This window comes from Thermotoga profunda AZM34c06, assembly GCF_000828675.1.
Taxonomy (GTDB): Bacteria; Thermotogota; Thermotogae; order Thermotogales; family DSM-5069; genus Pseudothermotoga_B; species Pseudothermotoga_B profunda.
The window spans coordinates 1,870,292-1,882,736 of sequence record NZ_AP014510.1; the positions used below are offsets into that span (position 1 = coordinate 1,870,292).

Below are 12,445 nucleotides of genomic sequence, written 5' to 3' on the forward strand. Positions count from 1 at the left end.
AGAGTGGTATTTTTCGTTGTAGTTGCTATCGCTCTGAGTTGTTTTTCATTTGATCTATACATCGGTAAAAAACTCATGTATTCATCGGCGGATCTTGAGAATACCATGAATTGGGCTTCTTTTGTTTCTTTTATGGAAAACTATGCAAGAATGATCGGTATTGATAGTCTATCTATCGGAGAGATCGGGGATTTTCAATATCTTGTGTGGAATGGACACACGGTGGGATTTGCCGCTGGTTCTAATGTCTTTGTGGTAGATGGAATTACAGTCAAGAGTAAGGCAGTCCCTATGGATAGCATTTTGACAGCCTTTCAATTGCCATTCATTAAAGAAGAATCTGGGATTGTATTAGCCGATATGATAATAAACAAGATAATCCAAACAGATGACATAATCGATATAACATATAGCGGTTCAAATAGACTTGTGTTCACACAGAGACAAAATCAAATAGATATTGTTAGTGATGGATTCGTCGCGATCAATGGTCAAATTTATAAACCAGGTCAATTGATAAAGACTGTGCGGACTGACAAAAAGATCGAGCAAAAGATTGAAATGCCGGGGCTCATTCGTATCATTCTCATGAAAGAAACTTTTTCAACTGGCGAGATCGTTCTCTTGAATTTCGATCAAGCTTCTGAAATCCCCGAAGATGGCGTTCTTCTTTTTTATTCAAATGGCGATGACAGAATAATTATCAGACCTTATTCACCAGATTTTGAAGGTTCCGATTGGCCGATTTACGCACAGAACAGAAAAATAGCTCAACAAATAGCAACACGTTTTAATCTCAAATTAGAAATATGTCCACTGTACAGCTTGCCCGTTGGAAGAATATCCATGGTTTTATTGCTTTCGGATGATACCAAGATATCTCAAATAGAAGATTATATAAAGGAGTTGCTTCAATAAATGAGAAAGCAATTTTTGATTTTTCTTGTCTTATTGCCGGTAGTTATTCTATGCAGAAATTATACTCTGTTTTATCTGAATGAAAATTTGTTGCCAATGAGTGTGAATGTGAGTTATGATAAGGATGATGTATTGAATTTCTTGTTTGATAAACTCGCAGAGCCTGTGTCAGGTATGACGAGTTTTGTTCCAAAAAATATTCTAAGGGCATATTTTTTTGTCGAGAAATCCTTAGTCATTGATTTCAGATCGGCTGTCCTTTTGGGCATTGATTTCCAACAAGAGCGGTATCTGATTCATCAGATCTTGAGGACTATTTTTGAAAATTTCAAAGCAATAGATTCTGTCTATATTACAATCGACGGTAAAAGAGCCGATAAACTTGTCAATTACGTCGACATACGTTATGGATTTCCAAGGCAGATATGGTCTACTTGGCCAGTTGAGGGAGGATCATGAGAGAGAATCTTGTGAAGCCAGATGATAGAGTAATCCTTGAGTTTGAAGATGGTTCGAGTTTTATTGTACAAGTTCAAGATACAACTCTTGGAACTCACAAAGGTGTTATTGATTTGGGGAATCTAATTGGCAAGCCATATGGCAGTAAATGTGAGTCGAGAAATGGAAATCATTTCAGGATAATGCGTCCCAGATTTGTCGATGAAATCTTCAAAATGAATAGGAGAACACAAATTGTTTACCCAAAGGACATAGGTTATATATTACTGATGTTGGATATTAAAGAGGGTGATCTCGTAATAGACGCTGGGATTGGTAGTGGTGCAATGTGTGCAGCACTTGCAAGATGCGTTGGACCTTCTGGAAAAGTTTTTGCATATGAAAAGAGAGAGGATTTTAAAAACCTTGCACAGTCCAATCTATCGAAATGGGGTCTATTGGAAAGGGTTGTTATCAAACTCAAGGATATAAAAGAAGGTTTTGACGAAATCGTGGATGCTATTTTCTTGGATGTGCCTGATCCTTGGAATTACATTCAAAATTGCTATAATGCGTTGATTGGATCGGGAAATATAGGTATCGTTTGTCCGACAACCAACCAAGTACAAATGGTTCTTGCCGAACTTGAAAAATACGGTTTTGTCGGTGTAGAAGTGTGGGAAAGTTTATTCAGACAATACAAGCCCGTTCATGAAAGGCTTAGACCATTTGATAGAATGGTTGCTCACACGGCTTTCATGATATTTGCCAGGAAAGTCAGTGAATTTTGAGGAGGGATGAAAATGAAAAGAAATTCTCTGCTGTTTGTCATTATTCTCTCAGTCTCTGTGGTACTCGCAAGTTGGATTCTTTCAGCAGCTGTTACACCAAAAGATGTGAACAAAGCGCTTGAACCTTTCTATCAGACCCTGTCTTATATATTGAACGCATATTATCAGAAAGATGAAATTAACTTGAATAAACTGATGGACTCGGCAATAGATGGTTTAGTCAAAGGACTGGGTGATGATTTCTCTTACTATGAAAACCCAGAAGAGATGGAAGAAAAACAAATAGAACTCGAAGGAGAATATGGTGGTCTTGGTATTGAGGTTACATATGACAGTGAGTACAAAGCCGTGAAGGTTGTCTCACCCATGTATGGTACACCTGCGTGGAGAGCCGGTCTGAAGGCTGGTGACAGGATAGTCACCATAGATGATCAACCCGTTAGCGAAATGGAATACATGGAAGCAGTCAGAAGGCTACGTGGTCAACCGGGATCGACAGTTAGGATAAAAATCCTAAGAGAAGGTGTCGATTCATTGTTGACTTTTGAACTCGTGAGAGAGAAGATACAGATAATTCCAGTGAAGCATACATTCGTCGAGACATCCAAAGGGCGTATTGGGTACACACTCATAACGAGATTTGGCGCAAAGACATCTGAAGAAATGGCAGAGGCACTGAATGAGATCTTTCAAAAGGGTGTTAAGGGTTTGATCATAGACTTGAGAGACAATCCAGGAGGTTATTTGAATAGTGCTATAGAGGTCGCCAGCTACTTCATAGACAAAGGCGTTGTTGTCAAAACGAAGAATGGTTACGGAATAGAGGAGGTATATGAATCGAAGGGCAATAACTATCCAAATGTACCTATCGTTGTCTTGGTTAATAAAGGTTCTGCCTCAGCGTCTGAGATATTGACTGGAGCATTAAAAGATTACCAGATTGCAAAAGTCGTCGGACAGAAAACCTTTGGAAAAGGATCGGTACAAACAGGATTTCCATTGAGTAATGGCGGTACACTCTATTTGACCACGGCACATTACATGACTCCATCTGGAAAGGATATTCACAAAATAGGAATCGATCCGGATGTTTTTGTTGAAGAAGCGACGAGTACCGCACGTCAATCAGCTGCAGTTGATTATACGAAAAAAATAATCGAGCTTGACATGAACGATCCTTATATAATCAAAGGTCTGGAGGTTCTTCTGGAGATGGTCAAATGACATCAGTGGGAATGGCTGTGGTGGTTTTCCTGGTTTGTTTCGTCGTTTTCACGATCATTTATTTTCCGGTGAACAAACAGGGAGAATCTTTCACCATAAACCCATTCCCACGTGTTGTAATGTCTTCACCTTTTATCTCTTTGTTCAGTAGATTGAAAACCGTTGCGGAACAGATTTTTTTTTACAAAAAGGCTCTTTCAATGGGACAAAAGATAACTTTGAATTTATCATTTAGAAATTCAGTTGTTCGGGCGAGATCGTTTTCTGCTTATCAAGAGATGATAAATGAAGTCGAAAAAAAAGCTGGAATGAAGCCTGTAGAAAAGAAAATCATCTTGAAAATTCAAAATTATGAATATCTGATTTATTCATCATTTGTATTCAAAGATGTGCAGTTTATTTATAAACCGAGGGTGACTTTAACCAACGATGGATATGTCCTAAGCGATCATATTGATGTGGCAAAGGTGATTTTGATGGCTTTGAATGGTGAAGGACCAGATGTCGATTTGCAAAAAAGTCAAGATCAATTAATCGGATCTCTTGTATCGATGTCTTACAAATACGGTATAGAGGTGGTTAAAGCCCAATGAATTGTCTGGAGCTTTTGTATTCACCAAAGAAGATCATGAAAGTTGCTGGTTATTGGACATTGTTGATACCTTTTATACTCGTCAACACACTGTGGTTTTCATTGTCAGATAAAATACGATATGTGCTTTTAAACACGAATTATTTTTCCTATTACATTGAGTTTAATCTGATCGTCTTCATTTATATTGCTATTCTCTGTGGGGTTGTTGCACTACTTGAAAGAAATTTCAAAAAAATCTTCTCTCTGCCCTTATTTTTCATTCCGTATTTTTTTGTTCCCATATATCTCAGAATCCTTGAAATTCTTGATTTACCACCTATATTTTCTATCTCTATAGGTTTTGTTCATTCATTGCTGTTTTCCTTCAATTGCTATAGATTGTCGGTTCATATAATTCGAACGGTGGTCTGCATACTGGTTATATTGGTGGTGAGACGTTGGTTTTCGGTAACTTTGTTGTGAAATATCGATTGTTGATCTTAATAGTCTTTATCGTTCTTTCGGTGGTACTTGGTTATTATGGAATCGCAAACCTTACTATCAATTCTGACTTAGCCAGTCTTGCACCAAAGGGTGCAGACTTTTATGTCGATCAGATTGATTTCTTAGCTGAAAAACTCTCATCAAATACCCTTACCATAATTGCCTATACAAATGGCGATGTGGAAAAAACCAAGATGGCTTTAGAAAAGCTGAAAGAAAAGTTTGAGCAGACCGATTATATTGTCGAGACAATGAAACTCGATAATCCAGAAGTCTTTGTTAAGTACGGATTTTTAGCGATAGACTCCAATACTCTCAAAGGTATGGGTAGTTCTTTTAGTTTAAATACCAATAACTTGCTGGATTTTTCAGAGTACAGAAAACTTGCACAGTCATTCATCACCGTTGAGCAATTGTTGGAAGAATATGAAAAAAGAAAAGGAATAGAACAATACACAATGGTTTCGCCAGATCAACGTGTTGTCATAATCAATTTTGTCTTGAAAGACAACATCATAGATGTCAATCGTGTGAGTCGAGCAATAATGGATCTAAAAAAGATCGCTCAGCAGATCACGAAAGAAACCAATGTGAGATTTCTCTTTACAGGGACTGCAGTTGGAATCTTTGAGTCAAATGAACAAGTGAGAAAAGATTTTCTCTTGACAACGGCCATATCTTTTACAGGTATCTGTCTTGTGATCTACCTTGGTTATGGGAGTATTTCCACCTTAGGGCTTTTACTGATCTCGATGATTGTAGCCATGTGTATGACACTTGGCATCACGAAATTCTTCTTAGGTGAGATAAACATAGTAACTTCTTTTGTCAATGCAATGGTTCTTGGACTTGGTATCGATTATGGGATCCATATGATCACAAAGGTGACTTCTCACGCAAAGGAAGGAAGAGTGGAATCTGATGCTGTATCGATTAGCATCTCTGAATTTGTTCGTCCAGCTTGTGCTGCACTTTTAACAACGATCGGTGCTTTTTCTTCAATGTTTTTTGGACTCTCAAAGCCTTTTGTGCAAATGGGTTTATTTGCCATCATCGGTGTATCCGTGTTTTTCATCACAATGTTTTTATTTCTCCCATCACTTTTGCTGGTATTCAAGCCGAGAATAAAAGAAAGCAGGAGAAAACAAGATTTCTCGTTTTTCTTCAAAGGAAAAACAAAGAAATTGATTAGAATCATGACCATAGCGATTGTAGTCATCTTTACACCCTTAGGAATAATGAATCTCAAGAATTATTGGTACACCCCTTCGGGATTAGTTTCAGAAAAGGCAGAATCTTCAATAGCTTTTGAAGAAGTGAAAAGGAGTTTTCAAAAGGTTGGTTTTGGAGAAATTTGTGTTCTGGCTGACGATCTTGAAGATCTCAAAAGAATAGATTCGATCATAAAAAATTCTGGCATTTTGATTCCTCCTCTATCTGTTTTGAACATCTTGGAATACGCGTCTGATGACGTCGTAAAAACATTACCGAATATGTATTCTGAACTTTTCCAGGTGGTGAATAACCCCGTATTGGTTGCCGTTTTCAAAAGAGTTGGTATGTATGGTCAGATCCTTGAAATGCTCTCAATGGTGCGAAACTCGAAAAATATGCAGGATATACTGAATGAACTGAAAAAAGATGTTCCAATGTTGTTCTATGAAAAAGATGGAAAAACGAAATTCGTATTGTACACGGACACCGCTCAAGATCTTTACAAACAAAACAGAATAAAAGAAGTCTACAACTTTTTCCAGAAAAACAATGTCAAATCCTATGGCTACCCAGCGATACTTTATAACGTGATGAATGATATGAAAGGTACGATTTATTGGCTTTCCCTTTTTGTTTCTTTGGGTGTTTTTGTCATGTTGTTGATAGACACAAGATCATTGAGAGCAAGTTTGCTGATACTTGCTTCGGTGATGATTTCAATAGTAATTGCCTTTGGTATTGGTTCAATCATGGGGATTCATGCTACTTTCATGACTTTACTTTTGATACCAATATTGGTGGGAACAGGTGTCGATGGTTTGATTCATATGCGACATGCCTCAAAAATCGGAGATTTGGATGGACTTGTTAGAACGTTGAAATCAGTCACCTTTTGCACTTTCACAACCGTCGTTGCTTTTGGCAGTTTCTCACTGGCTGAAGGAAAACTTTTGAAAGAGTTTGGGATTTTGATGGGTATAGGTCTTTCGGTAACTTGGTTGGTAACGATCTTTGTAACGGAATATTTTTTCAAAGGTGGTGATGTTGTTGAAAATCGCGATGTTCACTGATACATACATGCCGCAAGTCAATGGGGTTGCGACATCTGTTAGTCTCTACAAACGAGCCCTTGAGAAGCTTGGACATGAGGTTTATGTAGTAGCTCCTATAGGACCTGAGGATGATAGAGTCTTTGCCATAGGTGGAATTCAATTCAAATGGGAAAAGAATCATGTGATACCCAACAGTGGAAGATTGTTGCCTCTACTGAATTTCGTCAAACAGAAGAAAATAGAAGTAATTCACAGCCATGCTCCTTTCGCACTTGGTTTTAGGGCTTTGACAGTTCAGAGACGTTTACAAATACCGCATGTTCACACTTATCACACTTTGCTGGTGGAATACAGACATTACATTCCAAAACCACTTACTCCTTCGGCAAAGAGTGTAGAAGAATTTTCTGCGTGGTTTTGCAACATGGTAAATCGGGTAATTGCACCTACTGAGAAGATAAGAAGTGAGTTACTCAGATACGGCGTGATCAAACCTGTAGATGTCATTCCAACAGGGATCGATGTAGAACTGTTTGACAACGTAAACGAGTTCAACATAAGAAAAATTCACAACATCGATGATAGATCAAAAATTCTTCTCTTTGTTGGCAGGCTTGCGAAGGAGAAAAATGTAGTCTTTGTAATTCAGACCTTGAAAGAACTACTCCGGAAAAACTACGACACTCATTTGATAATCGTCGGCGATGGTCCTGAAAGGGCTTCTTTCGAGAGATTGACTGTGGAACTCAATGTACAATCGCACGTGACATTCACCGGTTATATGCCAAGAAAAGCACTTGCCAATTACTACAGACAGGCTGATCTGTTTATCTTCGCATCTGAGAGCGAAACTCAGGGTTTAGTGGTACTCGAATCTCTCGCGGCGGGCACACCTGTAGTGGCAGTGGCAAAGATGGGCGTGGCTGATGTGTTGGTAGATGGACAAGGTGCACTTTTAGTTAAAGAACCCGTTCTTTCTGAGTTTGTTGAAAAGGTCGAACAGTTGCTCTGTAACGAGAATCTCCATGAACAAATGAGTAAAATAGGGAAAGAGTATGTTGTCAAAAATTGGTCCATAGATGCCAAAGCACTTTTGTTAGAGAGCTCTTATTCAAAAGCTATCGAGGAAGGCGCGTGTCAACATGATTTTCGTGATAATGTTTGGATCGAGATCATGGTAGAAAAGATGAAAAATATTCCCACGAAAATCTTTGAGACCATAAACAGCGGAGGTGTGAAACGTGTTACCACTAAATATCTTACTCGGTCACGTCGTAGCTGACCATGCTTTTACTAACAATGCAAAGATCAGAACTTATTCAGGAAGTAAATTAGTTGGCCATATCGCCTGGTCAATACTGGCAATCTTGGCATTTACATTTGATACACTCTTAAAATCTACCATAGGGATTGCGATAATCTTGATTTTTTCACTTGTTCATGCCGTTCTCGATGTTTTACGTGTGAAATGGTATCGAAAAAACAAAAGAATCGTCGATATCATTGAATTAACTGGAATCGCTGTGGCATTAGTAGTTAACCTGATCTTTGCCCCATTGCTTCGAAATTCCTACTTATCACCAGAATTCGTGTTATATCTCATGGGGATGAGTGTTGTTTCAGTAGCCATAACCTATATCTTTCGTAACTATTATCCAGCAGATGAATTTTTACCCGACGTGGATGGCATATCTGAGAGATTGGCCATCTTTGTCTTTATCCTGGCTTCAAAACCGTTACTTGCCATCGCAAGTATAGGTATTGGACTACTCTACAGACTCTTATTTGTCAAAAAGGTGAATCACACTTGGTGGATCAGCCCTGTAAGTGGAGTCATTTTGAGTTTTATATGGAAGTGGATCATTTATTGATGATTGGTGAAAAAATCATTTGGGTTGCGACCTTACCATCTACAAATGATTTTCTAAAAGAAAATTGGCACAGACTACCCCACGGTACAATCGTGGTTGCTGAGTCTCAAACATCTGGCAGAGGTAGGTACAACAGATACTGGTATTCACCAGAAGGAGGTCTGTGGTTTTCAATTCTTTTCAAGCCAAGAAAACAGATTAAACCGACATTTTTCACCAAAATTTGTTGTGTTGCAATAGTCAAAGCCCTATCTTTTTTTGAGATAGACACAAAGATCAAATGGCCAAATGATGTCTACTACAAAGATAAAAAATTGGCTGGTATTTTAAGTGAATCTGTCTTTGAAGAAAGTACGTTGAAAGTAGTCGTTGTGGGTATCGGCTTGAATGTGAACAACGATATTCCAAAAGAGCTGAAAGACAAAGCCACGAGCCTTCGTGAAATCTCTACCAAAGACTATGATCTCAAGACAACTCTCAAAATTATTCTCAAATATATCAATCAACTATTGAGGCGATATTTGAATAAACCCGAGGCTCTGACAAGAGTTTGGAAAGGTTTGTTGATTCAAAAGGAAGGTCAACAAATAACTTTTAAGTTGGGGGATGATATTAAAACAGGAAAGATTTTCAAAATAGAAGATGAAAAGATGATTCTGACCGTTGATGATCAACAAATACAGGTGAGTTCATTGGAGATCCTGGAGCCTTGATTGACTTATGATTTCATATTCTGTTTCTGAAACCACGCGGACAACTACTTCCTTGAAAGGGTGAATGATCTTCAAAATATCTTCAGACTTGATCTCATAAGATGGTTTAACCACCCTGTTGTTCACCAGAACCTTTCCATGTAAGAGCATCTGTTGAGCAACCGTTCTTCTTTTTATCAATCCAGTCAACTTCAAGTATTTATCTATCCTCAATATCGTGCCCCCCATTTTTATTATAATGCAATCATTTGAAATATAGACTCTTATCATCAACACAATTGCTTAATGAAGCATGTTATAATTTTAACAACGTCTGTGGGGGTAAGGAACAATGAAGTGGCTGGTTTTTTTATGTACTACGTTGATCTGTCTTTGCTTTTCAACTTCATTAAAAGTGGGAGTCTATCATAACCCGCCACTGATCGAGTTCTCAGAAGGAAGGGCATCTGGTCTGTATGCTGAAATACTCGAGCAATTAGCATCGACAAACAACTGGGATATCGAGTACGTTTTTGATGAATTCAGCACACTACTTGATAAACTTCGAAATGGGCAGATCGATCTCATGACGGCGATCGCATATACACCACAACGTTCTGAAATGTTCGATTTCAACAATCAAGCGGTTATACTCAACTGGGGAGTAATTTGTGTAAAGGGGACACTCAGCAGCTTACTGGATCTTCAAGATAAAATCATAGCGATTGTCAATAACGACGTCTATGCAGAATACCTGAAAAAGCAAATCGACGATTTTAAAATGAAAGTGAGATATTTCTATGTTCAGGATTATGAAAAAGCCCTCGAAGCCGTCAAAAAGGGATTGGCAGATGCATGTATCGTCAGCCGAATCTTTGCCCAAAATAATGTACAGCGATATTCACTCAACATAAGTGGAATAGTCTTCTCACCAATTGAACTCAGATTTGCCTTGCCTAAGAATACACAGAAGAATCAGATAGTAATTCAAGCTATAGATGATTTTTTGTACAAGATCAAATCAAACCAGGAGAGTTACAATCAATTACTCAGCCGCTATCTTGGTACTTACATGGAAAAGCGTGTGATCCCAAAGTGGGTTGAAACAGCCTTGGTTTTGGCGATAGTAGTGGCGGGATTGTTCGTTCTGTGGACAAATTCGTTGAAAAGGGTTGTGGCAACTCGTACAGATGAATTGAACAAGGCTTTGCGAGAACTCATCCACAAAAACGAAGAATTAATCGCAGCAAACGAGGAAATCAGAGCACAGAGTGAGGAATTAGAAACCCTGAATGAGGAACTCGAAAAAACTCTTAAGGATTTAGAAAATGCTATTCAAAGATTTACCCAATCATTGAATCTATTTGGTCAACTTGCAACTTTTTCAAAAGATGAAGAATTCTGCTGGGAATTTTTAAAAATGGTGAGATCTGTGGCTCCAAATTGCTCGGCTGCCCTTTCATATATGAATCTATGCTATCTTCAAACGAAAGATGGAGTTCAAGTTGTTTCATCTATAGATAGTTATAATTTACCTGAAGGGCGATTCGAAGGCTTACCCCTTCAACTTCCATATACTTTTGATCAACATCAAAAAGTTTATGAAGCGATTAGTATTAGATCAAATGATCTATATCTGATTCTTTTGAACCATTCAGAGAAGAAAATTTCAAGTGAAATTGAGATGGCCAAAAGTCTTTTAAATATAGTAAGGGTCTTTTTGAGAATAAAATCTTATGAAGAGAATGAAAAACAGTTTTACAGAAGGATCAACGATGTTTTGATAACGATTTTGAACTATCATGAACCTTATACGGCTGTACATTCAACTCGGTCGAGTGATTACGCTGTGAAAATTGCGCAGAATTTATTTTTGAATGACGAAGCAATTGCAAGAGTCTATTGGGCAAGTCTTATTCATGATATTGGAAAAATTGCAATACCAAGAGAAATATTGTGCAAGAGTTCAAAGTTGTCACCTGAGGAATTCGAAGCAATCAAAATTCATCCAGTTGTAGCAGCCGATCTACTTGAAAAGGCGGGATTGAGAGATATCGCAAAGATAGTACGCCACCACCACGAAAGATTTGATGGAAATGGTTATCCAGATGGTCTTAAAGCAGAACAGATACCAATTGAATCGAGAATCATAGCGGTGGTTGATGCATACGACGCAATGATCAGTGATAGACCTTATAGAAAAGCAATGTCAAGTGAAAAAGCGATTGAAGAGTTGAAGGCAAATGCTGGCAGCCAATTTGATCCACTGATCGTGGAGATATTCATTGAGCTTTTGAAAAAGGAGTGAGCAGTTTGGTCTATCTTTACTTAGCAGCCACACTCTTATTTTGGTCTTCCATGGAAGTTCTCACCAAACCTATGATGAATCAAGTTGATCCTTTCTTTCTCACTTTCTTCAGATTTCTCTTTGGAGGTATTTTTCTGCTGATTTTCATTCGTAAAAAGATACCTTTCAAAGATGTGATTTTACTGGTTTTAATAGGCTCAATCAACGGCGTATTGTCGATGTCGCTTTTGCAACTGGCTGTCAAATTCTCAAATGCATCGACTGCAGCGACACTTGTAGCAACAAATCCCTTATTTGTGACAGTATTATCATTATTACTCGGTAAAGAAAGATTCAGCACGAAGAGATTTCTGAGTGTGGGAGTTGGATTAGTGGGAATCTTGATTCTTTCTTATGGAAGAATTGAAGGTGATAGTATAGTTGGTTTGTTGTGTGGCATAGGCGCTGCAGTGACTTTTGCTCTCTACGCAGTGTTAATGAGAGATTTTACATTGAAATATGGTTCACTGAATGCCACGGCTATTTCTATTTTCTCGGCAGGACTTATATACGGTGTTCTTTTGATTTTCACAGGTAATTTGAAGATACCTCATATTGGGATTTCTCAATGGCTGATTTTGATCTATGCCGGTGTCTTTGTAACAGGTCTTGCATATGTTACCTATTTCAAAGCCATGGAAAGACTTGGTCCATCCTTAACGAGTTTGGTTTTCTATCTCAAACCAGCCGTTGCGAGTTTCTTGGCTTTCTGGCTTCTTTCAGAACCAATTGGTCTATTCAAGTTACTGGGTACTGGTATCATAGTGTTTGCATTATTGCTCAAATGAGATTATTGCTGTGGGAGGTGGCATTGTGAAA

Annotated in this window: 13 protein-coding genes; 12 read left to right on the forward strand and 1 reads right to left on the reverse strand. The window is 38.2% G+C overall.

The window, feature by feature from the left end; translation table 11 throughout:
• Positions 1-3: 3 nt before the first annotated feature.
• Genes TSP02S_RS09130 through TSP02S_RS09175 form a run of 10 tightly spaced genes read left to right on the forward strand, consistent with a single transcriptional unit; the run spans position 4 to position 9,300 of the window.
• Positions 4-918: a DUF4941 domain-containing protein gene (locus TSP02S_RS09130; protein ID WP_232503807.1), complete on the forward strand. Its 915-nt coding sequence runs from the start codon at positions 4-6 to the stop codon at positions 916-918.
• Positions 919-1,377 carry a GerMN domain-containing protein gene (locus TSP02S_RS09135; protein WP_041083580.1) on the forward strand — a complete coding sequence of 153 codons (459 nt, stop codon included), beginning with the start codon at positions 919-921 and terminating at the stop codon, positions 1,375-1,377. It abuts the gene before it with no gap.
• Positions 1,374-2,147, forward strand: coding sequence for a tRNA (adenine-N1)-methyltransferase (locus tag TSP02S_RS09140; protein WP_041083581.1), 774 nt, complete (start codon positions 1,374-1,376; stop codon positions 2,145-2,147). Before TSP02S_RS09135 ends, TSP02S_RS09140 begins: the two co-directional genes overlap by 4 nt.
• 12 nt (positions 2,148-2,159) lie before the next feature.
• The gene (locus tag TSP02S_RS09145; RefSeq protein WP_041083582.1) at positions 2,160-3,371 is read left to right on the forward strand and encodes a S41 family peptidase; all 1,212 of its coding nucleotides are present in this window, start codon (positions 2,160-2,162) and stop codon (positions 3,369-3,371) included.
• Positions 3,368-3,964, forward strand: a complete 597-nt coding sequence (locus TSP02S_RS09150; protein WP_041083583.1) for a hypothetical protein — start codon at positions 3,368-3,370, stop codon at positions 3,962-3,964. Before TSP02S_RS09145 ends, TSP02S_RS09150 begins: the two co-directional genes overlap by 4 nt.
• Positions 3,961-4,428, forward strand: a complete 468-nt coding sequence (locus TSP02S_RS09155; RefSeq protein WP_041083584.1) for a hypothetical protein — start codon at positions 3,961-3,963, stop codon at positions 4,426-4,428. Before TSP02S_RS09150 ends, TSP02S_RS09155 begins: the two co-directional genes overlap by 4 nt.
• Positions 4,404-6,734: an efflux RND transporter permease subunit gene (locus TSP02S_RS09160; protein WP_041083585.1), complete on the forward strand. Its 2,331-nt coding sequence runs from the start codon at positions 4,404-4,406 to the stop codon at positions 6,732-6,734. The genes TSP02S_RS09155 and TSP02S_RS09160 overlap by 25 nt, the downstream gene beginning before the upstream one ends.
• Positions 6,712-7,998, forward strand: a complete 1,287-nt coding sequence (locus TSP02S_RS09165; protein ID WP_052465417.1) for a glycosyltransferase family 4 protein — start codon at positions 6,712-6,714, stop codon at positions 7,996-7,998. Before TSP02S_RS09160 ends, TSP02S_RS09165 begins: the two co-directional genes overlap by 23 nt.
• Positions 7,958-8,587, forward strand: coding sequence for a hypothetical protein (locus TSP02S_RS09170; protein ID WP_041083586.1), 630 nt, complete (start codon positions 7,958-7,960; stop codon positions 8,585-8,587). Before TSP02S_RS09165 ends, TSP02S_RS09170 begins: the two co-directional genes overlap by 41 nt.
• Positions 8,587-9,300, forward strand: a complete 714-nt coding sequence (locus TSP02S_RS09175) for a biotin--[acetyl-CoA-carboxylase] ligase (RefSeq protein ID WP_041084363.1) — start codon at positions 8,587-8,589, stop codon at positions 9,298-9,300. Before TSP02S_RS09170 ends, TSP02S_RS09175 begins: the two co-directional genes overlap by 1 nt.
• Here TSP02S_RS09175 and TSP02S_RS09180 read toward each other — a convergent pair.
• Positions 9,277-9,513: a S4 domain-containing protein gene (locus tag TSP02S_RS09180; protein WP_041083587.1), complete on the reverse strand. Its 237-nt coding sequence runs from the start codon at positions 9,511-9,513 to the stop codon at positions 9,277-9,279. The genes TSP02S_RS09175 and TSP02S_RS09180 overlap by 24 nt on opposite strands.
• Before the next feature lie 118 nt (positions 9,514-9,631).
• On the opposite strand from TSP02S_RS09180, the gene TSP02S_RS10875 reads away from it, so the two are divergent.
• Both TSP02S_RS10875 and TSP02S_RS09190 read left to right on the forward strand, forming a co-directional pair.
• Complete coding sequence (locus TSP02S_RS10875; protein WP_070104626.1) at positions 9,632-11,587, forward strand: HD domain-containing phosphohydrolase; 1,956 nt, start codon at positions 9,632-9,634, stop codon at positions 11,585-11,587.
• On the forward strand, positions 11,584-12,414 hold the full coding sequence (locus TSP02S_RS09190) for a DMT family transporter (protein ID WP_232503696.1): 831 nt from the start codon (positions 11,584-11,586) through the stop codon (positions 12,412-12,414). The genes TSP02S_RS10875 and TSP02S_RS09190 overlap by 4 nt, the downstream gene beginning before the upstream one ends.
• Positions 12,415-12,445: the final 31 nt, after the last annotated feature.

Bases quoted from the DNA above. Each gene is read 5' to 3' on its own strand.
- TSP02S_RS10875 (WP_070104626.1), top strand. From the start codon at position 9,632: ATGAAGTGGCTGGTTTTTTTATGTACTACGTTGATCTGTCTTTGCTTT.
- TSP02S_RS09175 (WP_041084363.1), top strand. From the start codon at position 8,587: ATGATTGGTGAAAAAATCATTTGGGTTGCGACCTTACCATCTACAAAT.
- TSP02S_RS09140 (WP_041083581.1), top strand. From the start codon at position 1,374: ATGAGAGAGAATCTTGTGAAGCCAGATGATAGAGTAATCCTTGAGTTT.
- TSP02S_RS09155 (WP_041083584.1), top strand. From the start codon at position 3,961: ATGAATTGTCTGGAGCTTTTGTATTCACCAAAGAAGATCATGAAAGTT.
- TSP02S_RS09145 (WP_041083582.1), top strand. From the start codon at position 2,160: ATGAAAAGAAATTCTCTGCTGTTTGTCATTATTCTCTCAGTCTCTGTG.
- TSP02S_RS09150 (WP_041083583.1), top strand. From the start codon at position 3,368: ATGACATCAGTGGGAATGGCTGTGGTGGTTTTCCTGGTTTGTTTCGTC.
- TSP02S_RS09135 (WP_041083580.1), top strand. From the start codon at position 919: ATGAGAAAGCAATTTTTGATTTTTCTTGTCTTATTGCCGGTAGTTATT.